This window comes from Bradyrhizobium tunisiense, from assembly GCF_042263385.1.
GTDB classification, from domain to species: Bacteria; Pseudomonadota; Alphaproteobacteria; order Rhizobiales; family Xanthobacteraceae; genus Bradyrhizobium; species Bradyrhizobium tunisiense.
Genome location: NZ_JBHLEV010000009.1, coordinates 220,675 through 246,960 on the forward strand (window position 1 = coordinate 220,675; position 26,286 = coordinate 246,960).

At 57.5% G+C, this 26,286-nt stretch carries 18 protein-coding genes and 1 pseudogene; 11 read left to right on the top strand and 8 right to left on the bottom strand.

The genetic code is table 11. From position 1 onward, the window contains the following. The first annotated feature begins 13 nt into the window (after window positions 1–13). The 6 genes from ACFDR6_RS30340 to ACFDR6_RS30365 all read left to right on the top strand — a co-directional run bounded on the left by ACFDR6_RS30340 (window position 14) and on the right by ACFDR6_RS30365 (window position 5,936). A complete protein-coding gene (locus ACFDR6_RS30340) occupies window positions 14–793 on the top strand; it encodes a phytanoyl-CoA dioxygenase family protein (RefSeq protein ID WP_375860581.1) in 780 nt (259 codons plus the stop codon). A 26-nt stretch (window positions 794–819) separates the two neighbouring features. Continuing rightward, window positions 820–1,149, top strand: a complete 330-nt coding sequence (locus ACFDR6_RS30345; protein ID WP_375860582.1) for a cupin domain-containing protein — start codon at window positions 820–822, stop codon at window positions 1,147–1,149. Between the two features lies 1 nt (window position 1,150). After that, the gene (locus ACFDR6_RS30350; RefSeq protein ID WP_375860584.1) at window positions 1,151–2,731 is read left to right on the top strand and encodes a class I tRNA ligase family protein; all 1,581 of its coding nucleotides are present in this window, start codon (window positions 1,151–1,153) and stop codon (window positions 2,729–2,731) included. An 11-nt stretch (window positions 2,732–2,742) separates the two neighbouring features. Next, the gene (locus ACFDR6_RS30355) at window positions 2,743–3,873 is read left to right on the top strand and encodes an aminotransferase-like domain-containing protein (protein WP_375860586.1); all 1,131 of its coding nucleotides are present in this window, start codon (window positions 2,743–2,745) and stop codon (window positions 3,871–3,873) included. 567 nt (window positions 3,874–4,440) lie between these two features. Next, the gene (locus tag ACFDR6_RS30360; protein ID WP_375860587.1) at window positions 4,441–5,214 is read left to right on the top strand and encodes a phosphoribosylaminoimidazolesuccinocarboxamide synthase; all 774 of its coding nucleotides are present in this window, start codon (window positions 4,441–4,443) and stop codon (window positions 5,212–5,214) included. Then, window positions 5,211–5,936: an HAD family hydrolase gene (locus tag ACFDR6_RS30365; protein ID WP_375860589.1), complete on the top strand. Its 726-nt coding sequence runs from the start codon at window positions 5,211–5,213 to the stop codon at window positions 5,934–5,936. Before ACFDR6_RS30360 ends, ACFDR6_RS30365 begins: the two co-directional genes overlap by 4 nt. Before the next feature lie 142 nt (window positions 5,937–6,078). On the opposite strand, the pseudogene ACFDR6_RS30370 reads toward ACFDR6_RS30365, so the two are convergent. Continuing rightward, a pseudogene (locus ACFDR6_RS30370) lies at window positions 6,079–6,308 on the bottom strand (IS110 family transposase); the annotation flags it as partial. Between the two features lie 440 nt (window positions 6,309–6,748). Here ACFDR6_RS30370 and ACFDR6_RS30375 point away from each other — a divergent pair. Both ACFDR6_RS30375 and aepX read left to right on the top strand, forming a co-directional pair. Further along, window positions 6,749–7,990: a cytochrome P450 gene (locus ACFDR6_RS30375; protein WP_375860590.1), complete on the top strand. Its 1,242-nt coding sequence runs from the start codon at window positions 6,749–6,751 to the stop codon at window positions 7,988–7,990. Between the two features lie 598 nt (window positions 7,991–8,588). After that, the gene (gene aepX / locus ACFDR6_RS30380; protein ID WP_375860591.1) at window positions 8,589–9,515 is read left to right on the top strand and encodes a phosphoenolpyruvate mutase; all 927 of its coding nucleotides are present in this window, start codon (window positions 8,589–8,591) and stop codon (window positions 9,513–9,515) included. A 790-nt stretch (window positions 9,516–10,305) separates the two neighbouring features. Here the strand turns inward: aepX and ACFDR6_RS30385 are convergent. The 5 genes from ACFDR6_RS30385 to ACFDR6_RS30405 form a co-directional block, all read right to left on the bottom strand. Next, window positions 10,306–11,604: an MFS transporter gene (locus ACFDR6_RS30385; protein WP_375860593.1), complete on the bottom strand. Its 1,299-nt coding sequence runs from the start codon at window positions 11,602–11,604 to the stop codon at window positions 10,306–10,308. A 239-nt stretch (window positions 11,605–11,843) separates the two neighbouring features. Then, on the bottom strand, window positions 11,844–12,737 hold the full coding sequence (locus tag ACFDR6_RS30390; protein WP_375860594.1) for a beta-keto acid cleavage family enzyme: 894 nt from the start codon (window positions 12,735–12,737) through the stop codon (window positions 11,844–11,846). An 18-nt stretch (window positions 12,738–12,755) separates the two neighbouring features. Then, window positions 12,756–13,679 carry a 3-hydroxyacyl-CoA dehydrogenase gene (locus tag ACFDR6_RS30395; RefSeq protein WP_375860595.1) on the bottom strand — a complete coding sequence of 308 codons (924 nt, stop codon included), beginning with the start codon at window positions 13,677–13,679 and terminating at the stop codon, window positions 12,756–12,758. 863 nt (window positions 13,680–14,542) lie between these two features. Continuing rightward, a complete protein-coding gene (locus ACFDR6_RS30400; RefSeq protein ID WP_375860597.1) occupies window positions 14,543–16,981 on the bottom strand; it encodes a CaiB/BaiF CoA-transferase family protein in 2,439 nt (812 codons plus the stop codon). 35 nt (window positions 16,982–17,016) lie between these two features. Next, window positions 17,017–18,657, bottom strand: a complete 1,641-nt coding sequence (locus ACFDR6_RS30405; protein ID WP_375860598.1) for a flavin-containing monooxygenase — start codon at window positions 18,655–18,657, stop codon at window positions 17,017–17,019. Window positions 18,658–19,575: 918 nt separating this feature from the next. Here ACFDR6_RS30405 and ACFDR6_RS30410 point away from each other — a divergent pair. The 3 genes from ACFDR6_RS30410 (at window position 19,576) to phnY (ending at window position 23,509) form a co-directional block, all read left to right on the top strand. Continuing rightward, window positions 19,576–20,655: a methyltransferase gene (locus ACFDR6_RS30410; protein ID WP_375860600.1), complete on the top strand. Its 1,080-nt coding sequence runs from the start codon at window positions 19,576–19,578 to the stop codon at window positions 20,653–20,655. Between the two features lie 74 nt (window positions 20,656–20,729). Continuing rightward, window positions 20,730–21,872, top strand: a complete 1,143-nt coding sequence (aepY, locus tag ACFDR6_RS30415; protein ID WP_375860601.1) for a phosphonopyruvate decarboxylase — start codon at window positions 20,730–20,732, stop codon at window positions 21,870–21,872. Window positions 21,873–22,066: 194 nt separating this feature from the next. Next, a complete protein-coding gene (gene phnY / locus ACFDR6_RS30420) occupies window positions 22,067–23,509 on the top strand; it encodes a phosphonoacetaldehyde dehydrogenase (protein ID WP_375860602.1) in 1,443 nt (480 codons plus the stop codon). A 392-nt stretch (window positions 23,510–23,901) separates the two neighbouring features. Here phnY and ACFDR6_RS30425 read toward each other — a convergent pair whose 3' ends face one another. After that, complete coding sequence (locus ACFDR6_RS30425; protein ID WP_375860603.1) at window positions 23,902–24,807, bottom strand: LysR family transcriptional regulator; 906 nt, start codon at window positions 24,805–24,807, stop codon at window positions 23,902–23,904. 659 nt (window positions 24,808–25,466) lie between these two features. Beyond that, window positions 25,467–26,120, bottom strand: coding sequence for an LbetaH domain-containing protein (locus tag ACFDR6_RS30430; protein WP_375860604.1), 654 nt, complete (start codon window positions 26,118–26,120; stop codon window positions 25,467–25,469). Window positions 26,121–26,286 lie beyond the last annotated feature (166 nt).

Here is a 26,286-nt window from a genome sequence, read left to right on the forward strand (position 1 = left end):
AAGGAGCTCGCCTATGCTGACCGAGTCGCAAAAAGTGAAATGGCAACAGGACGGATATCTCCGGCTCGAAGGCTTCTTCGATCCAGCCGCTCGCGACGGGATTTCCAGTTTCGTGGACGAGGTCGCGCGCTGGGATGTAAGCGCCGACAAATGGATGATGTGGTTCGAGAAGACAGCCGGCAATCGCAAGATTATCTCAAAGGTGGAGAACTTCTTGGATTACCATGGCGCTCTGCGCGAGGCGCTGTTGGCCGACGGCCGCATTCGTACGACTGTCGAGACGCTACTCGATGAGGACACGCGGATGCTAAAGGAGCTGCTGATCTTCAAGTATCCTGATAGCGGCGGCTACCGCCCGCACCAGGACATTTATCATATCCCACACAAGATACCGGAACGCATGGTGCATGCAGTGGCAGCCATTGCCATCGACGATTCGGAGCCTGACAACGGCGGTCTTTTCTTCACGCCAGGTCGCCATAAGGAGGGAGTGTTTCCAATGGATGCCGGCGGCGTGATCAATCCAGACGTCGCCGAGACCTTCACATGGGAACCGGTGTCATGGAAAGCCGGGGATGTGTTTATGTTCGACGACTACGCCCCTCACTATTCACTGCCAAATAAGAGCAATCGTCCCCGCCGCGCGCTCTATCTGGTGTTCCAGCGCGCATCTACTGGAGGTCCAACGCGTGCCGAGTATATGCGCATGAAGCGCGCCTACAACCCACCAGAAGGCAAGCTATCGGATCCGGAAAACCTGAACGCCCCTAACGGCATATTCTATCGCGATTGAGTGCCAATTCAGAAGGAAGGACTGTCGTGCACACCAAGCAGATCGATCATTCATTGATGCGAACGGAATATGGCGTGCTGGTCTGCCGTCTATTGGAGCATCTGCCGGATAGTCTCGGCCCCGGGTTCGGCGCCTCGGTGGTGGAGGTCGCACCCGGCGGTGCGGTCGATCCGCACGGGCACCACGAGCACGAACTGTGGGTCGTGATGTCCGGGCATGGAGAGTTCGAAGCTGACGGCCAGATGACGCCGGTGAGCGAGACGACGTTGTGCTACATGCGACCACACCAGCAGCACACTATCCGCAACGTCAGTCAGGACAGTTCTCTCAAATTTCTATCTATTTGGTGGGATTGACATGCGCACCTATTTTGTCTGTCCCGCTCCCCCTTGCCCCAACGGCAAGCTGCATCTCGGTCACGTCGGCGGCGTATACTTACTCGCCGATATGTTCACGCGCTTTCAGCGTATGGCTGGCCATCGCGCATACTATATTACGGGTGCGGATGAGCACGGCACGTACACGCTGGTGAAAGCACGAAAACTCGGCCAACCGGTTAGCGACGTCGCACAGAAGCACATTCACGAGATCCTGCAGTGCTTGCGCGCGGTGCAAATCACGCCTGATGCGTTTGTGCGTACATCTAGCGAAACCCACAAAGAGAATGCGCTGGCGATTTTCCGCGAGTTGCAGAAGGTCGGCTATGTCGGTGTGCGCGACGGTCTCCAGCTCTATTGCGAACACTGCGACGAATTCGTGGCCGACTCGCTTGCAATTGGCACCTGTCCGGCATGCGATGCGACGACCGACAGTAATTTGTGCGAAAACTGTGGCCTAGCTGTCCAGCACGACACCCTCCGCGACGCGCGGCACACCATTTGCGGCAGCACACTTGGGCTAAGGCCGATCAAGCAGGCCGTGTTTGATATGCCCCGGCTGGCTCCGGTGCTGGACAAAGCCATTGGACAAAGCGCCTGGTCCGGGGTTATCCGCGACAAGGCGCGCACTTGGTTAGCCGGCGCGGTACATGGCTTGCCGATGTCGCGCCACTTCAGTCATGGTGTCAAGCTGACACAGCCTGAACATGTGATTGGCCAAACCCTACTCACATGGTTTGAGGGCCTGTGGAGTTTCGAAACTGGAATTCGTGAGCTATGCGACCGTGACAATCTGGACGCCCACTCGGCATTGCACGATCCGAACACCCAGCTTTTGTTTTTTATGGGCCAAGATAACCGTTTTTACTACACGGTAGGTGTGACAGGCACCCTGCTCGCGCGCGGCTACCCAATTCCCAAGAATCATTCCGTCCAGGATTTCTACAAGCTCGAGGGCGAAAAGTTCTCGACCAGTCGTGACCATGCCCTTTGGGCCGATGAAGTGACGCGAGAGGTGGACGCCAGTGTACTCCGCTACGCACTGGCGCGAGTGGCCAAGCCATTCGACAGCAATAAGAATGACTTTGATGTTGACAGCCTGATCATGGCAGCGTCACGCCTTCGGGTTTGGGAGGATGCGTTACGCCACTCAGCCAACAACGCACACACAGTGGACAGCAAGCACCTCTGCCCTGCTCTCAGCAGCCTAGTTCAGGGTTATGCCGATGCGATCGAGTCGCTGCGTTTCTGGGATGCGCTTGATATCATTGATATGTACCTGGAGGTGGCCGACTTTGCGCGCGAGGATAATGGTATGTGGAATGCCGCGAAGATCTCATTGTTCCTGAGTCTGCTTTATCCCGTGGTACCTGAGCTAGCGATACGCTACGGTCAGCATTTATTCGGCGCAGCCTGGCAGCCGTCTCTCGAGACACCTGCAGCAGCAGCCCTACCGGGCGCGAGCGTGGACTTCCCGTATTTCAGTGCGGCGGTATCTGCGAGCTTCATTGCAGCGTGCAACACGCGTTTTCGCACAGAACAGGTGAGGCAATCTGTTTGAGAGACAAAACCATGACTTCGCGGGCCTCCAACCGTAGCGCTCTCGCTCAGGGCTTTGCCCCGTTCTCTTACTCAGGTGCGAAGCACGCCATCAATTTCGGTTACGGCCTGCCCGATCCGGTGATGTTTACAGAGCTGGCCTGGCCGGATGCATTTAACCGGGATACCGGGGTCGCACCCGCCGATCTGCCGCAGTATACGGATGCGCTGGGTTTACCCGAGCTCCGTACAGGGCTCGCAGGGCGCTACGGTGTGCGCCATGACCAAGTTATCCTGACGGGTGGCGCTTCACAGGCTTTGCAATTGATTGCCGACGCTTGGATCGACCCAGGCGATATCGTCCTGACCGAGGACCCGTGCTATTTGGGCGCATTGCGAACGTTTTCGATCGTGGGTGCGAACGTCCTCCAGCTCGGTATGTGCGCAGAAGGTGTCGATCTGAATGAACTTGAAGCAAAGTTGCATAGTCATACCCGCGTGAAGCTTTTCTATACGACGCCAGCATTTCATAACCCGACAGGGCGCCAGATCTCGCGCACCCACATGGCCCGGGTCGCAGCGCTGCTCGACCACTATGGCGTGGCGTTGGTGCAGGATCTTGTGTATGCGGAGCTGCCCTATAACGGCACGGTTGATTGGCTGGCACCAGGCGGCAACGTGATCAACATCCATAGCGTCTCCAAGGTGGCCGGACCAGGGTTACGGGTAGGCTGGGTGCTTGCAGAGTCGGACATCATCAACAGGCTTGCACGGCTAAAATGCGACGGCGGCGTAAGCCCCATCGTCAGTAATATCGTTCTAGCGTTGTTGCAATCGGGCGCCATTGATACGCACATTGCGCGCCTGCGCCAGCATTATCGTGCCAAGCGGAATATCCTGCATACGCTCTTGCAGTCTAGCCGCTTTTGCGAGCCAGAGTATGTCGTACCAAGCGGTGGTTTTTCGTTTTGGGTCCGGTTCGCCGCTGGCGTCGAGGTAGAGACTTTCATTGAGGCTGCGCGTCGCGAGCACGCCGTTCACCTCATAAATGGTCGCAATTATGGCCCACGAAGTGGCGATCATGTACGCCTGTGTTTTAGCTATCTCTCCACATCGCTAATTGAGCAGGGCTTGGCGCGATTGGGCACCTTGCACGCGACCTAACTATGCGCCACACACATAACGTCGCCTGCCCCCGCACGGCTTCCAGCGCGATCTTTGCCTTAAGCTCCGCGTCGATCTTGCGTCTGGTCTTCGTCGTCATCATGGGCTCCGCCTATCAAACGGAGCAGCCCTCCAACCAAGTACGTGGGCCCGCGATCGGGGTACAGTACAATCCAACTGACATTGTCGGATATCATTCAGTGTCGATTGTCGGTTTTGAGACAGTTCGAGCAATGTGACGCGACGCACGCTTCAAGGCTCTTGAAGATGCTTGTATCAAGGGCTTGCAGAAGCGCCAGTTTCAGTTCGGCACGCCATTTGCGTGTTGGAGGGACATCACTGAGCAATCGGTGATGCGGGGCGGATCCAGCGCCTGACAATACCCGACGTTGGGCCACCCCGCTTGTAATCGGAACGAGGTGGTGTGCAACGGGACGTCTGGACGGTTGCGGTGCGGTCGCTCACAGCCTTCGTCGTGATGCCCTCGGGTGTACGAACACGAAGACCCTTGCGTACGACAGGACAGTGTCCCTGTACGCAGAAACATAGTGAACAGGTGGAAATCCAATGCAGCCTATTGAACGAGCCGCGTTTCCATATCCGGACCGCTGGCGCTCCAAGTTCGAAGATTTGCCTTTGCTGACAGAGGGCGAATCGAAGGTGATCCGCGTTATCGACGATCAAAGCGTCATCGTGCGTTTAAAGCCCACGTTGTTTTCGTACTCCGCGAATCGCACTGCCACAGTTGAGGGCACCGACTGGTTACGCCTGCGCATCAGCGAGCGGCTTTGGCGGATGCTAGAGACTGAGGGCGTGCCTTCCGCGATCGTTCACGTTGGTGAAGACTATTACATCAGTCGGCGAGTTGCGGCTCCGCCTATCGAGGTCATCGTGAAGGCCGCCTATGTCGGGACACCAAAACATATTTACCTCGGGTTGGAGACTTTCCCAACGCGTCATGGCGGATACCTCCGACCCGATCAGCGACACGAACCCTATGTGCGCTTCGATTGGCGCAACCCACTACCACATCGGGACGAATGCATGCCGAATTGGCTCGCGGACCGCTTCATCGATACGGATGCTGCCAGGCATTTGGCTTTGCGAGCCTTCAAGGCGCTGGCGAGAGTCTTGGCATCGTGCGAAATTGAACTCCTCGATATTTGCTTTTTTATCACCGCCGAAGGCGATGCGATATTTGGCGAGGTTTCACCAGACTGCATGCGAGCCAAGCACGCGTCAAATGATTTAGACAAGGACCTTTGGCGTAAGGGCAAAGATCCAGAAACTATTCTCCGCCAGTGGCGAGCGTTTCTAGATCGGCTGAAAGCGCTTCCATGAAGATGAACAATCCTAACGCCGTCATCTTTAACTGGGGTAACACCCTTTGCGACTATCCATTGCGGACCGAGGCCGAACAGGTTGAGTTCTTGCATGATTTCCTCACCGATCCGTCCAGCTTTACAGATTTGGCCACTGTCACAGCGCCGAGATCCATCGCTAGCGCAACGTTGCAGGCGCTGAACAGGGAGCGCGAGGATTGTCGTGTGGTTTCTTTCGCCGACCGCTTGAGATGCGTGCTGGCACCCGACATGGATGACGCGGATGCAGCGCTACTCGAGCTGCGCCTCTGCAAACGAATCTTTGCTAGTGGCCAGCTCATGCCAGAAGCGGAGACAGTCATTGCTACAGTTCGCCGAATGGGCTACCGGACGGCGATCTTGTCTAATACGCCTTGGGGAACGAGCCACAGGTTGTGGCGAGCCGAGGTAGGTCGGCACACTCATGTCAGCCGTAACTGCGATCTTGTCATGTTCTGCGGCGATTGCGGTTATCGCAAGCCCAGCCAAGCCGCTTTTGAAGCCTGTTTAGACCTTTTGCGTGAGGCGCCAGACGGGGTCATCATGGTAGGTGATAGCTTTCGCTCGGATGTTCTGGGCGCACGCGGCGCGGGATGCCGCGCAGTCTGGTTTTGCCGTGACGCCTCGTTGTCAAAAGAAGACTCGGTCGCTGTCATAACGACGCTCGATGAGATCATTTCGCTCCTCGGCAAGGGTGCATAAGCAGTCCCGGTAATTTCATTTCTAGGACGCGTTTGTGACACGGAAGCCGCTGTGCCACACTCAGCTTGAGCACTACAGTTGGTGCGCCGGGAAACCGGCAAGAAGTAGGTAGTGGAAGTCCACTGCGAAGAGGGAGTAGGTGCTGCTCTTCGCTCTTCACCGGCACGAAGAGCATGCTCGGTCGCGTCACCGCCTGGCAGATTGCTTCTGCATCGGCCGCGTCGTTCTTCCCGCGCCTAAGGTGGGGCCTTGACGTAGCGGCAACAGCCGGACCTGGTGGCCGAGCGCGATCAATTTGCGCGCCAAATGGTGCGCAGTCGCGCACGCCTCGATACCGATCAGGCACCGAGCGAGCCCGGCTAAGAACGCCAGCAGATCGAGCGGTCGCGCAGAAAAGCTTACGTCGTCTCGATGGCCACAATCACTTGCCAAAGCTTGTTCTCGGTCTGACATTCAGCGACGGGATCGAGGTCAGTCAACCCACTGCCGTCGCCTCCTGACCGGCCAAGCCGTCACCAGAATTCAGCGATAGCTCGCGATGACGTTGCAACCAGCTGAGCGGTTGTGCGAGGAATGATTATAGCAGTGAACGCAAGCTCACGCGCCTCCCAATCATGATAGGGGAGCTGCGCTCCGGCTTGCGATATTGTTCGACCATTCAACTGATGACTCGCTCGCGACCTAAAGCGCGGCAGCGGGCGGGGAAATGACGGATCGGTCCATTCAAAAATCGTGGGAAGCTCTCAGAGCCACCGTTGGCGTTCGCCCAGGCGAACGAAAGCAAGATGAGAGGTTAAGGCCGGAGGGCGTTCATGAATACAATATTGTCAAGTCACGCGCGCGAGGGGGCATATGATGTTCTTCCGAGCGATCTGGATGTCAGCGACGTCAAGCGCTTTCAAGATGACAGCATTTGGCCCTACTTCGAGCGGTTACGAAAGGAAGATCCCATCCACTACTGTAGGGATAGCCCGTACGGTCCCTATTGGTCCATAACAAAATACCACGACATCGTTGCAGTAGACATGACTCACGGAGTGTTCTCGTCAGAGCAAGGCGTCACGATCGTCGATTTGCCGGAGGAGTATTGGACTCCGAGTTTCATCAAGATGAGCCCTCCGAAACATGGCGAGCAGCGCAACACGATCAGCCCGATCGTGGCACCGGAGAATCTGGCCAAGCTCGAGGGCTTGATCCGCCGGCGGGTCAAGGCCATTCTGGATGGCTTGCCGCGCAATGAAACCTTCGATTGGGTCGATAAGGTCTCGATCGAGTTGACGACGCAAATGTTGGCGACGCTGTTTGATTTTCCTTTTGAGGATCGGCGGCTGCTGACCTATTGGTCTGACGTCGCCGCCACGACTCCGCGAACTGGCCACGAGATCGACACCTGGGAGAAGCGACGGGCAGTCCTGTCCGGGTGCCTGGACTATTTCACAAGACTTTGGAACGAGCGCAAAAATGCCGAGCCCCGCGCCGACTTGATTTCGATGATGGCGCACTCGCCGGCGACCCGGAATATGGAGCCACGCGAGTTCCTGGGCAACCTCATCCTGCTGATCGTGGGCGGGAATGACACCACGCGCAATTCGATGAGTGGAAGCGTATTGTTCATGAACCAGAATCCGTCCGAGCTACGGAAGCTGCGCGAGAATCCTATGCTGGTGTCGAGCGCCGTCTCCGAGATTATACGCTACCAGACGCCAATTGCACACATGCGCCGCACCGCTGCGGTCGATATCGTGATAAGTAACAAGCACATCAGACGCGGCGACAAGGTCGTCATGTGGTACATTTCCGGGAACCGGGACGATGAGGCCATCGACCAGGCTGACAGCTTCATCATCGATCGGAAGAACCCACGGCAACATCTGTCGTTCGGATTTGGCATCCATCGCTGCGTCGGAAGACATCTTGCGGAACTGCAGCTGAAGATCCTTTGGGAGGAGATGCTGGACAGGCGCCTGGACATCAAGGTGGTCGGCGAGCCGGAACGAGTCGCATCGAACTTCGTGCACGGATATTCCGCTCTCCCAGTGCAGATGGCAGCTTAGGGAATAGGTTCCTCCTTGCAATCGATCTGAGATGAGCTGGAGCTTGCAACCAGTGATCCGCGGCAGAGGCACCCCTTCCAGCGTGCGCAGCCTCTCGAGCCCTTTACGCGTGGCGTAGCGTCGGAGTTGTTGGCGATGTCACGCACGCTCCAATGGGTTGCGGCGTTGGGCTTGCAAGCGAGTGTCTTGGTGATCAACTCGACCCGCCGCCACGTCCTCGACCGTGCGGGGCCCGCCGGTGCGCATCTCACCATAAAGCCCTTGATCCGATCGGCGATGAAGCGTTTGCGCCATTTTCCGATCTGGGAGCCGACACCAAGTCGGCGCTGGTGAGATTCGTTGATCATCAAACGTGTGCGCTCTTAGACTTTCCGCCAACCAACGATCAACATCCTGCGATTGCTGGGTGAGCTGGGATTCCCGCTTCATTGTATAGGGAAATAGTCCAATGCGCGCTGGTCAACTACCAACGCTGGTTATTGATCAAGCTAACAGGCGCATGTCACCTGTCGATTGACCTGAAACGACTTAGCCATCGAGAGCTGGACTAAGGACGTAATGTACGCCCGACAAGTGAACGCACCTGCAAGGAGTCGGCATGCAATATCAACCACAATCGGCTGTCGCCAATCGCCCTGAGCGAAGCGCAGGCCATTCACTCTCGCAAGAGCTTCGTGCTGAAATCTGTTCCAAGAGTGATCTCTCCTTCCTGATGGAAGCTCATGATGCGCTGTCCGGCGCAATTGCCAAGCGCGCAGGCTTCAAGGGACTTTGGGCATCGGGCCTGTCCATCGCCAGCTCTCTCGGCTACCGCGATGCCAACGAAGCTTCCTGGAGCCAGCTCGTCGATGTGGTCGAGCGCATAGTCGATTCGACCGAATTGCCTGTGCTCGTTGACGGCGATAGCGGCTTCGGGAATTTCAATAATGCGCGCCTGCTGGCACGCAAGCTCCATCAGCGTGGCGCTGCCGGGATTGCGCTGGAGGATAGCTGTTTTCCGAAGATCAACTCCTTTGTTGGCGATCGGCATCCTTTGGCCGATATCGATGAATTCTCGGGCCGGCTGCGGGCCGTGAAAGATACTGTTGCGGACGAGTTGGTTCTCGTAGCCAGGATCGAAGCGCTCATCGCCGGCCGTGGAATGGATGAAGCCCTGCTACGCGCGAGCGCTTACGCGGCGGCGGGAGCCGACGCGATCCTCATTCACTCACGCAAGAGCACCGCGGATGAGATCCTTTCCTTCGCGAGTGCCTGGCAGCACTCCCTGCCTTTGGTAATTGTTCCAACAACATACTATCGAACACCTGTGTCTGCGTACCGTGACGCCCGCATCTCCACAGTAATCTGGGCCAACCACTCCGTGCGAGCTGCAATCGCGGCAATGCGGGATGTTTGCAGTCGCATTATTGCCGAAGAATGCATTTCTGGGATTGAACCCAACATCGCGTCGCTCGACGAGCTTTTTGATTTGTTGAGATACGACGAACTCGCCCGCGCGGAAGGCCGCTATCTCAACTGCCCCTGACCCACTTCGTATTCTCGTCAACCTCGCCAAGCAAGAACTGCCACAGGGTTCGCCGCAATATGATCAACGCGTCTATTACCTTGCTGCCCCTCCGAGATTTCACACCCTGGTGTGGAGTTCGCCCTGTCCGCTCTGCGCATTGCGGCAAGTGCCCGGGCTGCTCGCCGAACTCTCCCCTTCTTGTAGGGGCCCATTCAACGATTTTGCGTTGAACGCAGTCGGTTAGTCGCGTGAGCAATCCTCCTCTCCTTAGAGGACGAGGACAAGAACAACTCGGAGGACGGATGAATTCGAATGTCGCCGCGCAGAAGGATCAGGTTCACCTCGCCGACGGCATCCTCGGAAAGGGCGGACGGTATGCCGACTCTCCTTGTTGCGGCAGACGTATGACCAACAGCGCTGCGAGACCTATTGTCGAGTGGACCCTTCCAAGCTGCCCGTCTTCAGGCTCGGCTGTGCACGAGGGCCGGTTTGGCCGGAACCAATCGCGTAACAGGAACATCGCGGTCGCCTACCTGAACCATCAGGTTTGCAAAACAAACATTGATGGTTATGAGGGCAAGCAGAGGCCAGGCGGCCTGGTTATAGAGTCGTTCGATTACAGGACGTTCTGTAACTCTGGCATCCGGACTCCGACCGAGATAATCGATCGAGGCGAGGCCGAGCCACACTCCGCAGCCGGCGCAATCAGAACGAGCAATGCCAAAAGCTGCTGCGGACGAGTGACCACTATCCATCGGCACCGATCAGTGGGGCGACACGTTTTTGCCGTCGTTCGCGAATTGAACTATCACATGCCCACCAATCTAAGTCCGCCGGCAATGGCCGTTGCGACAACCAGGATACTAGCCATTCCGATCATGCCAGCGTCATATGAGCCCGTCGCGTCCTTAAGCAAGCCGACCATGTACGGGCCAACGAAAGCGCCAAAGGCACCGACGGAATTGATGAATGCAATGCCGCCGGCGGCAGCGGCGCCGGTCAGGAAACTCTGCGGGATCGTGTACAGGACTGTCCGCGCCGAGATTGTGCCGACTAGGGCAAGCGTCATGCATGTGAGAGCCGTTACGAGCGATGTGCGCCCCACCGAAAAGAAAAGACCCGTCGCGCCAAGCATCAACGCGGCCATCAGGTTGCAGATCTTGTGCCCCCTGCGATCGACCAGGCGCGCCCACAACAACATGGCTATCGTCACAAAGAGATAGGGCACGGCCGAGAGCCACCCGACCTCCCTGTTGCTCAAGTTATAGCCCGTCAGGATCAGAGGGAGCCAGATGCCAATACCATAAGAGCCGATCGTGAAAGCGAATGTGATGCCCGTCAGCATCAGCACGCGGACGTCTTTCATCGCGGCCAAGAGATTCTCTTTGCCTTTCTCGTACGTTTCGCTTGCGAGCTCGTCCATCAGCGCTGTCCGCTCTGCGGGCGTCAGCCAGGAGGCCTTGTCCGGCGTGTCGGCAATCAGAACGAGGCACAGGATCCCGAGGAGGCACGTCGGAAGGCCTTCGACAATAAACATCCATTGCCAGCCTGCCAGCCCCCACAATCCGTCCAACCCGAGTAGCGAAGCCGAGAGCGGGTTGCCCATCAACGAAGATAGCGGCGTTGCGGCCATGAACCAAGCGAGCACGCTCGTCCGGGATCGCGCCGGAAACCAGATCGAAATGTACCAGATCACGCCGGGGAAGAGGCCTGATTCGAAAATTCCAAGAAGCAAACGGATCGCGTAGAAGCTGTATGGTCCGACAACGAACGCAGTCGCCGCGGCTGCAAGGCCCCAGGTGATCATGATGCGGGCGAGCCAGCGGCGCGCACCGAAGCGATACATGATCATGTTGCTGGGAACTTCAAGTACGCAGTAACTGAGGAAGAGGATTCCGGCCCCCCAGCCGAACTGCGTCGCGCTCAGGCCAATAGCGTTGTTCATTTGCAGCGCAGCGAAGCCGACGTTGGTGCGGTCGAGATTATTGAAGAGATAAGCGAGCCCCAAAAGTGGCACGAGCCGCCGCGTGTTCTTGGCAACAGCGCTCGCGACCAGGGAAGGCCCTGACTCGCCATTCGCGTCGAATTGGACAGCGGCGTCCGCCATTCGGTTCTCCTCCCGCAAATAGCCGCTGTCCAAACCCTCTTTTGCTCACTTTCTGAAGCTGCGGGGCGATGTCAGGTTGATAGTTGCGGGCGCGGCCAAAAGGATTTCTGACGTTCAAGACTCCATCTCGGAAACGGCAGTTCTTACGATGGTCGCTCACAGGAACGACTTATCGCGGGCGCGTCAGCAGACTAAGGCTTGGTCGTACGCTGCTCCCGCTTTAGAGCCGTGGACCCGGGCTATTTGCGTGTCGCAAGCCCAAGCACCGCGCGAGCCTCCGCAGCGGTCGCGGGCTCGTAGCCGAGTTCTCGGATGATTCCCACTGTTTTCTCGACGAGCCGCACATTCGTGGCGAGTCTTCCGTGTTCGAGGTACAGATTATCCTCGAGGCCGACGCGAACGTGACCGCCGGCGAGCACGGCGTGAGTTGTTGCGGGCAACTGCGCTCGACCGATCCCGCTCACGCAAAACATGGCTTCCTTCGGCAGATTCCCGATGAGCGTATCGAGTATCTGCGGAGTATATGGCAAGCCGCCCTGGATTCCGCGATCGGCACCAAGGACGAAGTTGATCCAATAAGGGGGGCTGTCGAACCCTTTGTTGATGAGGCGCATGGTATCTTGGAGAAGATGAGCAAGCGAGAAACACTCCCACTCCGGTTTGATACCCGTCTCCTGGAATCGTTTTGCCATGATGTCGCAGCGAGCGGGTGAGGTGTTAACGACAATCTCGCGGCCGCCAAAGCAGGCCAGCACGGTGTGAGCGTCAAATGTTGCCATATCCGCGCCGGCCTCCAGGCCTTTTAGACGCTGTTCGAAGATCACCTCATCGAGACCGGACTCAACCGGTCGCACCATGTCTCCGTCAATGCCCCCACCCGTGCTGTTGTTGATGATGATGTTGCACTTTGCCAGGATCCGCGAGTTGATGTCCTGGTAGATCTCCGGACGACAGGTTGCGCCATCGTCCGGCCTACGAGCATGCAGCGCCACGATGGATGCCCCGGCATCGTAGCACCGGTACACATCCTCCGCGATCTCGGCGGGTTGGGTTGGCAGGTGCGGGTTTTGCGATTGTTTCACCACGCCTCCCGTTGGCGCAATCGTGACAATGACCTTGTTCTCGAACTTCATGTGAATTCCTCGGCATTGTTAGATTTCGGCATATGCGATGCCGGTGAAATTGCCTTGGGACCAGAGGAGATTGCACTTGTTCTTTCCATCGAGATCGGCGGAATAGACCGAACCGGCGAGGTCGGTCACGAACATTCGATGGCCGGGAACATCAATTGCAATGCCAATTCCCTCCATCAGGTGCGTGATCAGTATCTCCGGCGCCGTCTTGGTGTCGACTCTTGCGCGATTGACCGTGTTGCCACGCGGAGGATCGCCGCGGTCGGTCCAATACAGGACGTGGTTTGCCAGATCGAGTTCAAGGTGAACCGGTTCCGGCAAGCCCTCAAACAGGACCTCGATGTCGGAGCGGTTCGCTGGGCTCTCGCCGTTCGGGACGTCGCAGTTGGCACGAAAAATTCGGCCCAGGCCGGCATTGTCCGGGCCTTTTTGCGTCCAGTAGATCTGTTGGCGCTCGGTATCGATGGTGACGCCGATGCACCACCTGGTCGGGTCGCGCCGATCCACGTCGCCGCGGCCCGCCTCGACAAGCGTTTCGATCTCGGATCCGTCAAGATCGCATCGCATAACCCGCATTCCTTCGCGGTCGCACCAATAGAGCTTGCCGTTTTTCCGATCGAGCTGGATCTGCTTCGGTGTGAACGTGGCGCCGCGCGGAACGATGACTTTGCGATCTCTTCCATCGATATCGGCGCGTTCGACAGAGCCATCGTTAACGCCGATGCTAGAGCCCATGTTGGTCCAATAAATATGGCCGGCGGCGACATCGATGGCGATTCCGTCGGGAAGCTGACAATCGGAGACGATGACTTTTCGATCGGAACCGTCCGGGGTCATGGCTTGAATACGGCTGGTACTCACCTCGAGAAAGAATAGTCGGCCATCCGTGCTGCCTTTCCGGTCACGCGTGAATTTTGATCTGGTTGCGGAAGCTTCAGTCATGCCATTCTCCCTCACGTCCGAAATGTAATAGGCGTTACGCGCAATGGCGTTTCCAAGCTGCACGGCGGCTGCGGACCCAATCTCATTCGCGCCAAGAACGTGTGAAGAGTCTTTCGGTGATCCGTTGTTTGAAAGGCTCAAGCATCTCGGATCGCCCTGTCCTTCGGCCGACAACCCCCAAAAGTTAGCTCTGCACGGCGTTTTGCGAGCAGCGGAGCAAGAGCCGGGCCAATTGCCCGGACCATTCAACCCGTGAATTTCTGCCGGAATTCCCCTGAACGTGCAGTCTAGCGATCGTGTTGATCGTGCTCTCTGTCGGAAAGCAATTGTGTGATTTGTCTGATATCCTTCCACCTGCAGCGAACGCGAAGCACGACAGAGAGAGTTGGGGCAGCACCGCTGCACTGCCCTAAGCTCTAGCGCTATAGGGCATTGGAGGGCCCGCGGCAAACAGATCAGGAGCAACATCCGGCGTCGTGTCGTGATGAAGCTTGTCAAGGCAAATGCGGGCCAGCTGGGATAGAGCTGCGCAGCCGCGCCAAGATGGCGCTCCGGCGCGGGAGTCTATCAGGTTCGGCATCACGAATGGACTTACAGGGCTCTGGCCGAAATCCGTTGAATCGTACGATGAACGCGATTCGAGTTCGATCGGTCGGACATGACTAGAACCCCGCTTCGCTGGGACGTGACGGAGCGCGACTGGATGCGGCCAAGACGAAGCGCCGCGGCGAGACCGACACAGCCACTAAACGAGCTACTGTCCTCAATGATCATCCGCGCAATCCTCGCGATACTTTCCGTCTTCTGATCAAGACCTCCAAGTACGTTAAGAAGCCACACCATGCGGGATGATGAGAAAAAGGTCACAACACATTGTGTGCTTTTGCTAGCTCCCCGTCGGAGAGCATCGCCGTACCGATGATGCCCTCCCTAGCTAGTTGCGCGATCTCGGTGTCGGAAAGTCCAAGAAGCCCTGACAATATCTCTCTGTTATGTTGGCCGAGGGTCGGCGCCGCTGTCCGGATCGCATAGGGCTCTGAACCTTCCCGAATGGGCATGGAGGGCTGTGGATGCAAGCCAATGAAAGCGCGTCCGACCTCCTGGAGAAATGCGCGCGAGCTAAGGTGTCGATTTTTCAGCTGGTCCACTGGTAGGCGGGCCACGCCGGCGGCAACGTTTGTGCCCTGTAATTGGGACATCGCCTCGTCCGCATCGCGGGTGAGCGTCCAGGCTGCTATGCCTGTCTCGATGACATCCTCAATAGCCCGGCGAGCTTCCGTAGATTTCAGCGATGCGTCCGCGGCCCAGTCTGGCCGGCCAATAAGGATCGCAAGCCTCTGCCACATGCTCGCGTCGGTCGCCGTCACTACGATCCAGTTGTCCTCGCCTGCACATCGGAAACAGCCGTGTGGCACGAACTGCGGATGTCGATTGCCGTATCTTATTGGCGGCGCACCATTGATCGAATGGACGGTGATCCATGGCGCCGCAAAGGGCATCATGCATTCGATCTGCGAGAGGTCAATGAACTGTCCTTGCCCAGTATTAAGGGCATGAATCAGCGCAACCAGAACCGCAGCGCAGCCGTTCAACCCGCCGACGGCATCGCCAAACGCGACGTGGCTCATCACAGGCGGTCCGTCAGGGTTTCCGATCACGGCTGGCAACCCCGAGCCCTGCTCGAGGGTCGAGCCGTAGGCCCGGCAACTGCGATAAACGCTGTTCGCCCCGAAGGCTGACATCGACATCATGACCAGGCGAGCATTGAGCGCTCTGAGCACCTCGTAGCCAAGCCCGAGCTTAGGCAGCACATCCACCGAATAGTTGTCGACGACAATGTCGGCTCCCGCTACAAGCCGCTTGGCGAGCGTGCGGCCCTGCCGGCGAGTAAGGTCGAGTGTGATACCGCGCTTGTTGCGGTTTATCATGCAGAAGCGTGGCGTCTTTTCATACATCTGACTGTTGACGTAAGCAGGCCGCCGGTCAACGCCGCGCCACCAATCTGGATATTGGATAGCCTCAATCTTGACGACGTCCGCACCGAGATCCGCCAGCGTTCGCGTAGACAATGGGCCTGCCCAGCCCATCGAGAAGTCGATGACCCGAACTCCCTGCAGTGGCAACCGTGCCCCGATGGGGCCGAGCGACGTCGACGCGGTCCCGCTCGGGTGCCTTTGGGTATTCGCAAAAGCTTGCTGCTCGCCAGGAGCCGGAACCCTTCCGCCCCGGCGCGGCGGTGTCAACGTCAGCCGCTGCATTGAGCCGGCTGTCAGGCCCTGTTCTTCACCGAGCAGGACGGGCACGATTGCACCGCGCTGCTTCTTCTCCACGTCCTGGAGCAGATCGGAGATTTCGGGGACTGGGACGATCGGGATCTTACGTTTCAGTCCCTCCGCAAACCACTCCTGCGCTGTGCGCGCCTTCAGCCGGGGCATGAACTGTCGTTCGATCTGTTCCATGTGCTGCAGACGATCTTCGCCGAGGACCAGGGCCGGATTCTCGCCCAATTCGGACAGGCCAAGCATGTCGCAGAAAGCGTACCACTGTGCTGGTGTGAACGTCGTAATCCCGAGCCAGCCTTTTTTGGTTTCATAAATGCCGATCGGAAAGACTGGCCAGAAGCGGTTAATGCCAAGCCGGCGCATCGCGTCGCGGGGCGCACACGCCTCAAACATGAGATATTCGCTGAGAGCGAGGCTTGATTCGAAAATATTGAGCGACCACGACCGTCCTGCCTTGTCGTGCATCCGAGCCACCAGCGACGAAGCGGCGGCGATGAAGCCCCAGAGGCCGGCAAGGATCCCCATCTGGAAATCCGGTGCGTGCATTGGCGGGCCCTCGACAGGGCCAACCAGCTTGATGAGACCCCCGAGCGCGCGGACGGTTGAATCTGTTGCGGCGAATCCTGCATAGGGACCCTCACCGCCGAACCAGCTTGCTTCGAGGTAGATCAACCCGGGGCGCCGCTGCCGGATCGCGGTGATATCAATGGACGGGCAATCCGCGGGATCCACATCGCGGCCATCGACCAGAACGTCGCAATCCTCGATCAGTGATGCGAGTCGCGTGGTCGCATCCGGGTCGCCGGGATCGAGGGTAGTACTTGACTTGTTGAAATTCAGGAATGCGAACCAAGCACTCTGGCCCTTGGGCGTAAGTGGCGCACTGAAGCGAAGCGGCTCTCCTCCTGGAGGTTCGATCTTATGAACATCCGCGCCGAAGTCGGCAAACAATCGCGCGCAATAGCTGGTCCCGGCCGAGCTACCGATTTCGACGACCCGCAGATTTGACAACACCTCCATCAGGGGCGCTCTCCACAAGTTTACCCGCGGCGGCCCTAGTGCATGGCAAAGCCTTGATAGCCGCTTGCGGCGACTTCGTCGCATTTTCGCCGATAGATGCCTACGCCGCCGGTGTAGGACAGGACCCGGCGCGGTTTCCCTTCGACGTTCGACCCCAAGTACCAAGAATTGGTCTTGGCAATTAGCGTCGTGTCGGCGATCTCATCATGATGCGCCACCCATTGATCTTCCATCTCCTTGGTAGGCTCGATGACGCTCAATTTCTTGCCGCGCAGATAGCTGATGCATCCGGCGATCCACTCGACCTGCTGCTGCAGGCAGGTCGTCATGTTGCAAAGGGCTGCCGACGGGGCAAGCGGCACCGCGGTCGCGAAGAGATTGGGATAGCCGTGCACCAGCAACCCCATAGTGGTTCGGATGTCTTTGCCCCATTCCTCCTTCAGTGATCGCGCGTCGCGACCGCGGATGTCGATGCGCGTCAGGGCACCTGTTCCCGCGTCGAAGCCGGTCGCCAGGATGATGATGTCGAGCGGGTGAACCGTGCCGTCCGCTGTCTGGATGCCATCGGCCGTGATACGCTCGATCGGATTGGTCTTGACGCTAACAATCTCCACATTAGGGCGGTGGAAGGCCTCGAGAAACTTGTGTTCTAACGGCACGCGATGGGTCCCGAACCCGTAGTCACTCGGGACTAGCAGGTCGCACAGCATCGGATCTTTGAGCCGCTCGCGCATTTTCGCGCGCACGAAGTCGGAGATCTCCGCGTTGACCACCTCATCGAAGAACAGCTCGGCGAACGATGCTATCCACAATTTCACGGAACCGTCGTTCCAACAGTCCTCGATTACCTTGCGTCGCTGTTGCGGGGGCAGATCGGCCCAGATGTGCTCTACGTCAAATTCGAAGCCTGTGAACGTATGCGGCAGCCGCTCGGTAAGGGTTTTGAACTTTGACTTGTAGGCTTCGGCGTCAGCGGCACCGTATGTCGGATTTATCATCGGGAGGATGTATTGCGGCGTGCGGACGAACACCTTGAGATGACCGACTTTCTCAGCGATCGTCTGGATCACCTGGATCCCGCTCGCTCCGATGCCAACCACGCCGACGCGTTTGCCAGCAAGGTCGATCGGCTGCTGCGGCCACCGCGCCGTGTGGAACACCATGCCCTTGAACGCCTCCTGCCCGGGGATGGACACATGGGGTGCCGACAGCATGCCGCAACAGGTGACGAGAAACTGAGTGTCGATGAGGTCACCCTTTCCGGTCCCGACTACCCATCGCTCCGTTGTTTCATTGAAATAAGCGCTCTGGACCGTCGTGTTGAATTGAATGTCTTTGCGCAGATCAAGTTCGTCGGCCACGTAGTTCAGCCAGCGCTCGATTTCCGGCTGCCCCGGGAACCTCTCGCTCCAGCTCCACCTCTTGTAGAGATTCTCCGAGAAGAGGTACTGGTAGATGTAGCCTTCTGAATCGACGCGTGCTCCGGGATAACGGTTCCAATACCAGGTGCCGCCGACACTGGAGGCCGCGTCGATCGCCCTAACTTTCAGCCCCAGCTCTCGCAGGCGGTACAACTGATAAAGACCAGCGACGCCGGCTCCGATAACCACGGCGTCGCATTTCGCCGTCGCTTGCGCCTCATTGCCAGGATTGGATCTGTTTGCGGCTTGGGGCATGTCTCGGCTCCTGTGTGCTCTTGAGGACTCGGCAATGACGACGGCAACTATCGTGCCAGTTGGGGCGGACACGAAGATCACGCGGCAAGACAAAGCCCTGGAAGACATCGGTTGAGAGGTCTCATGCGCATTGAAGCAATCGCAACATTCGTTGGAAGTGCGACGCCGTCCCTAGCTCAAATCGCTTCATTCGTTGAAATGACTCGAAAAAGGAGATGCGCTTTGCTCATCCTTTCGGTGGCAGAGCGGAGCATGTATCTAAGTATGAGCGAGCCCTCTAACCAGATTCGCACTGGACGACACTTCGCGTGGATGCAAGTCGAAATGTCGGGATCGTAGTCGGCACCGAGCCTGCAAAGAAGCCCGCTGCATGATGAGGCGCTGGCGGGTGTCGAGCGCAATGAGTTTTGTCAGATTTCGTCACCAACGATCGAACAGCTCGCAATTGTCCGGGATTGGCGCCGCCGCTCAGTATCCGTTGTGACATGCAAAATTTGCGAAAGGTCAACTACCAACGCTAGCAATTGAACTAGATGACACAAGCATGTCAGTGACTGGTTGCCGACCTCGGGCTGGTCAACCGTTTCTAGGTAGCATGCAACATCACCAAAAACTCCTACCTGCCGACGGTCGTGATCGATGCGCTGATTGGCCGACGTCAGAAAGGCCGTGCGTTAAGGTCTACACCATCCATGAACTTATGGAAGCGCATGATGGCGCCTCGGCGCAATCGTCGAGCGCAGGCTTCAAAGATCTCCGGCGCATTGGAGCTGTCGACTGCCTGCGCTCGAGGCTACCGAGTCTTCGCACTCTTCCGGTACGCCACTCGGCCCGGCGTAGAAGCGCGAGGTCTGCCAAGCCTGCTGAGCAACAGCGTCTCGTCCCCAACACAGCCGGTACAAAGGAGGACTTGCGACCATGCAATCGTCTTCACTAGCGTCAATATCCGCCCCGACTCCTGAAGGCGCTCCTTTTTGCTCGCCGGATATTGCGCAAATCATCAAATGGCGTGACAGCTCCTATGCCGCGGATCTCTATATCGCCGCGGTCTCATGGCTTGATCTCTTTACCTACCTGGATGGTCATCCGGTCACCGAAGAGGAGCTGCGAATTGAATTCTCTCTCCGCGAGCGGCCGACGCGGACCATGGTTCGCCTCTTCGAATCGTGGGGTCTCATCGCCAACGAATCCGGCCGGCTACACGCGACGGCCGCAGCCGTTCAGTATCTAAGCGGCAATTCGGCGGACAGTATCGCGTCGTATATTGCAACGATGAAGTATAAGCCTTCCGTTCGGGAACTTTATAATATCCTGCGGCAGGACGGCTCGAGTACCTGGCACGTTGAGCGCGGCGGCACCATGACCTGGGACGCCCTGATGCAGACGGATGAGTTCGCCGATCTGAACACACGCGGGATGGAGGAGCGCGGACGGATCTTCGCTCCTCATCTTGCAAACCTACTTGATTGTACGAATGATACTTCCGTACTCGATGTAGGTGGTGGATCTGGCGTCTATTCCGCCCATTTGCTGATGCGCTATCCTTCCCTCTTAGCATCGATCTTCGAGCGCCCTCCCGTTGATGAGCTTGCAAGGACGTGTCTGACAGGCCGAAATCTCTATCCGGATCGGGCTCGTGTCATAGCTGGCGACATGTTCGTTGATCCGCTGCCACGGGATGCAAGCCTCCACCTCTATTCGCATGTCCTGCACAATTGGGGACCAGACAAGGTCCGTCTGCTCCTGAGTAAATCTTATGGCAGCCTTCCTTCTGGTGGTCGTGTAGCAATTTACAGCTGCCACCCGGACGACCGCGACGGACGTCCGGCCCCGGTCGCCGAAGCGGAATATTCCGTGCTGCTCACAACAGGATACGAGGGGTGCTGTTACTCCTTCGAGGACATGCGGACGATGCTCGAGAACGCCCGTTTCGAGCAGGTCGACTTCCACAAATCCATCTGTAATCGGAGCCTGATCGTCGCGAGAAAGATCGCCTGACTCTCAAGACTTTTACCCCCCCTTGGGGGATGGCTGATTCCGCCGGACCTCTCCATCAGTATCGTGAACGCGACATGCCTGTTCCGACCAGCGTTCTGTTGTCGAAGCTCCGCGCAGCCGGGTACACCGTCTTTTCGGGCGTACCGTGTTCCATCTTCGGTGATCTGTTCGACCAGGTGGCTGAAGATCCTGCATTCTTGAAGGTGCCCGCAGCCAATGAAGGCAGCGCAGTTGCGCTGGCGGCTGGTGCGGTACTGTCAGGTCACCGAGCAGTCGTTGCCTTTCAGAACTCCGGTCTGGGAAATATCATCAATCCCCTGACGTCCCTTTTGATGGTCAACGAAATTCCGGTCCTGCTGTTCTTGTCCGTTCGTGGTCACCCCGATGAACCTGCGGACGAGCCACAACACACGATCATGGGCGCCAAGACTCAAGGTCTCCTGGAGCAGCTCTCGATTGAATGGTGTGATTTCGATGGGACCGAGTCTGGCTTGGATTGCACGCTCGCGCGCTGTAACGATGCATTTCACAGGGCGGCGCCGTTTGCGTTGCTGTTTCGGAAAGGCCAGCTATCCAACTGCAACATGGCCGAAAGACAGGCTGGTACAATCGACTATGGACTTAGTGCCGGTCAGGTTATTGATTTGATTTGCCAGCACGTCGATGCCGACACCCTCATTGTTTCTACCACCGGGTTCATCTCTCGTGAGCTGTTTCGCCTCCGGGATCGTCCCCTGAATTTCTATATGCAGGGCTCCCTTGGACATTGCAGCGCGGTTGCCGCAGGGCTCGCGCTGGCTTCGCCTACGCGGCTCGTGCTGGCATTGGATGGAGACGGCAGCGTATTGATGCACATGGGCATCCTGTCGACCATTGGCTACGCAAGCCCCAAAAATCTGATCCATGTTGTGCTGGACAACGAAAGCTACGTTTCGACAGGCGGCCAGCTCTCAACCTCGCGAACGTCATCTCTCGACGTTGTCGCCTCCGCCTGCGGGTACCGAACGGCTACCCGCTGTGACGAGGCTGAGCAAATCATAACCGTCATGCAGCAATGCGCCCGGGGTAGCGGCCCTCACTTCGTGGTTTGCAAGGTCAATCGCGTCCATTTGCCTCAGCTCCCTCGCGTCACATCCCGATATTCGCCGCGTCAGAACAAGACCATGTTTCAGCGCGCGCTCGGCATTGGCGGCAACGAGCCGGCGGCAAGGGCTTGAAAGAGCAGTGTCGTGTTTTGCAAGCCGCTAGATATGGACTATGGCCACCCTGTACGTGATCTTCATCGCTCTAGACTTCGATATAAATTGGCTCGGTCCAAGAAGCACGGCTCCCCCGCTCCGTGGCGAAGCATCTGCTTCGAAGGCGAGAGACTTGTGGGCGATCTTGAAGACACATTCCAATCAGGTTAAGCATGTACGATATCGATCAAGACTATCATCCAATGCTCATTGCAGGCGCGCCTGCTGATTCGGACGTCTTGATCGAAATCAGGAACCCATTCACAGGAATGCTTCAAGGCAGGGTCCCGCAGGCCAGGCCAGACCACATACGCAAAGCATTTGAGGCGGCTGCGCAGACTTGTCCCCGGCTCACGCGCCGTGAACGGACAGATATCCTCCTTGGCACCGCAAACGCCATTAGAAGAGATCAAGACCAGCTTGCTCGGCTCATCACGGCCGAAACCGGCCTCTGTCTGAAGGACTCCTTGCACGAAACCAGACGTGCCTGCGACGTCTGGTCATTTGCCGCCCATATGTTGATCCAGAGCGAGGGCGAGATTTATCCATCTGACATTGGCACAAGCCCTCATGACCGGCGCGTGTTTTCGATGCGCACACCCCTCGTCGGTGCGATCTCCGCTATCACGCCGTTTAATCATCCTCTTAATCTTGTCAGCCACAAACTCGCTCCCGCCATTGCGACAAACAACCGTGTTGTCCTGAAGCCTTCCGAGCGAGCGCCATTGACTGCCCTGGCGCTTGGCGGGATTCTCTATAAGGAAGGGCTGCCGGAGGGAATGCTTTCGATCGTGACAGGGGCCCCTCCCTCCTTGGGAGATGCGATGTTCACCGATCGAGACGCGGAGCTGGTGACATTTACCGGCTCCGTCCGCGTTGGGCACCATATCGCAGAACGAGCGGGCTACCGAAAGCTGATATTGGAGCTCGGTGGAAACGACCCCATCATCGTGCTCGATGATGCCGATGTCGATCGCGCGGCGCAATTGGCGGTTCAAGGGGCGATCAAGAACTCGGGCCAACGATGTACAGCCGTCAAGCGGGCATTGGTCGTTGACTCTGTTGCCGATGAATTTGCAGAACGGGCGCTCCATCACATGCTGAAGCTCTCGACCGGCGATCCGAGCGATCCCTCGGTTGACCTCGGGACCGTCATCAGTCGCGAGGCAGCTCAGCTGATCGCCCGACGTGTTGCCGACGCGATCGATGTCGGTGCTGTCCTGTTGCTCGGCAACCAGCCTGACGGCGCGTTTTACCCGCCTACCCTGTTGGACCACGTCTCATCAACCGCCGAGCTGGTTGTTGAAGAAACATTCGGACCTGTGCTACCGATCATCCGTTGCCCGAACGATATTGATCAGATCATATCGATCGCGAACGCGACCAAGTTTGGACTATCCGCCGGAGTCTGCTCCAACCGGCTCGATCATGTAACGAAACTCATCAACGGTCTCGCCGTTGGCTCCGTCAACGTATGGGAGGTTCCCGGGTATCGCACCGAGTTGACCCCATTCGGCGGGATCAAGCAGTCCGGACTCGGGCACAAGGAGGGGGTGCTAGAGGCGATGCGCAGCTTCACGCAGTTGAAGACCTACTCGCTCCCATGGCCAGTCTAGTCAGGGCGTTACGTTCCGCTTCCCTCTGCCATGACGACGTGGCAAGAGCCGCAGCAGCCTTGTACGAACGATTGCGTTCTTTTCCACTTCCGACGAGATATTTTGAACCTTTGATAGACGACCGCAGGTCCAGCAATGTGTCGGGGTGCACACAGGGACAGCAGCACGGAAATCCCATCGCGTATCGACCTCGCTCAGTGTCTGGGGGTCCTATCTCGTCATGCCGCCTCACGGCCCCTAAAGGCGAAGCAATCGCTGAACGCCAGAGCAATCGCGCGGACTTCCGCAGCACTTGCGATTGGTTCTCGGACAAAGAGGACATCAAAGCTGATTGTACTGCATGATCCACTTCAGAAGCTGTCGCTCGCATCGCGCCTTAGGCGATGCGATTTCTAATCCGCCGAGCGGCGAATCGCGCTTGGTTGATTCTCGATAAAAATTTCAACCGTTTCGAAGAATGATTTTACGAATCGCAGCCTTCTCTTATCGGATGTCGTGACGACATACGTCTTGAAATCGATGCCGAGTTCGTCGACTGCCTTGTAGACAAGTTCCTCTGTTGGAAAAACGCTGTCTTGGAGAAGAATGCCTATCCCGATTCCATGCAGAACGGCCTCCTTTAGAACGGGATAGGTCGCCATTTTGATAATGTTCGGCATATTTATACTGTTTTCAACACACGCTTTTTCAACTTCGCGTAGCGTGAGTGAACCATCCTCTGTCAGAATGATTCTTTCTTGCGCAAGTTCAGCCAGACTGAGTGTCTCCTTGCGCGCAAGTCGATGCTCACGCCGCACGAGCGCCATAAGGCGCGTTTTGCTTAGCTCCATGTGGAACAGGCTGGCGATGTCATCGGGCTCAGTGATGACAGCAATATCGACGTCACGCGCTTCAAGTCGTCGCTTCGCAAGCTCCCAGGGGGCCAGTGAGAACGTGATCCTGACTGCGGGAAAACGTCGGTTGAACTCGGAAATAATTGGCATCGCTGGACGCGGCGCGTTCGCGATCACCGTCATATGCCCGGCTAATAGGTCGCTATAGGCATTGACCTTCTCCGCGACCAGCTGCTCCAATACTCGAACGCGATCAGTTAGCGCAAACAGTTCCTGAGCCGGCTTCGTCGGCTCGAGCCCGCTGCGATGGCGAATGAAGAGTGTCGTCCCCATATGTTGCTCAAGCTTGGCAAGGTGCTGGGTGACCGCCGATTGGGTGACGCCGAGGACAGCTGCAGCTTCTGAAACGCTTCTCCGCCGGAAGACCTCTGTAAAGGCCGCAATCTGGTGGGAACTGATTTTCATGGCTTCGAAGCGTGCTCCTCCTGCTATCGTGGGTTCGCAATTCGAACCGAGTTTGAGGCTTGCGGACGCGCGCCTCGCCCTTCAATTACACTAAGTATCCCCGCAACCCCGACGGGGCGGAATGTGTCAGTGGCACGCCACCTTCGTAGGATTAGTACCGGCAATGTGACATGCTCGCTGGACACGGTTGTCAACGATAATGGCATGTTCCATGATTGTTTGCTGCAAACTGCGAACTTATGGTGCTGGATCAGGGTGGCACGAGGCTCCTCGAGCCGATTTGGGACAGTGAAGAGCCTCATCCGGCATTTCAAAATCCGTTCGGGGTCACAACTAAGCTCATGTTAAAGAATTGTGACGGCAGGTAGCGTGAGGCGCATGTATAAGAGAGAGAGAGAGAGAGAGAGAGAGAGAGCAGTGTGACTTGTTCGGAGTGCTGCGCAGGTTTTCATCGTGTCGAATTGTGATCACAGCTCGGGGACAAAGCCGAGTACGCGGGCGGATCAGGCTTTTTTGCAATCACGTCGAGGGCTCCGACAAGGAGCTAGATGGGCCCCGTCGGCGACCCGAGCCTGAACGCACGGCCGACTCACGAAGGTCAATTGCAGCACGCTCGATCAGGGCATGTCCGCCTTCAATGTCGGTGACGCGAGAACGCCTCATTCGCTAATAGAGGGGTGATTGGAGATCGTCTTGGCTTCGTATTTTGCCAGGAAGTCTTCAATCGACAGCTTACGGAAATCCGGTAGCGCCCCGCGTAAGCCGTCGTGATCCCAGTCCCACCACGCAAGTCTGTCAAGCCGCCTGGCGGTGTCGTCCGAACATCGTCGTCTGACGGCGCGAGCGGGATTGCCTGCGACAATCGTGTAGGGCGGCACGTCTTTGGTAACGATTGCACCGGCTGCGACCACGGCACCGGTGCCAATGTTTCGGCCGGGCAGCACGATCGCGCCGTGACCGACCCAGACGTCGTGCCCGATGTAGACGTGATGTTGCCGCCGCCATTCGAAGAATTCTGCCTCATCACTCTCGCCTGGGAAATAGACACTCGCCCGATAAGTGAAGTGCGATTGACTGGTCCGGTCCATCGGATGGTTGCCGGGGTTGATGCGGCTCATTGCGGCGATGGAGCAGAACTTACCGATCGTCGTGTACGTAACCTGTGAATCGTTCATGACATAAGAGTAGTCGCCGATAGTCACTTCTTGCAGATTCGTACGCGCACCGATCTCGCAATATGCGCCGAATTTTGCATCGCGCAGCTGCGCCGAGGGATGGACTAACGATTGAATCGAGAGCGCTTTGGCGATCATAGTGGCTCCGCACATTGAACGGTGGGTTCTCGTCTCGAGCGGTTATCGAATTCAGGATACATAGAGGCTGTCCTGCTGATTTCCGGAGCGGCAGGGACATCCGCGCCGATAGCATCACCAGGCGCGGGAGCCGGCGCGGGCCGTTCGGCTGTGTGACTTGAGACGC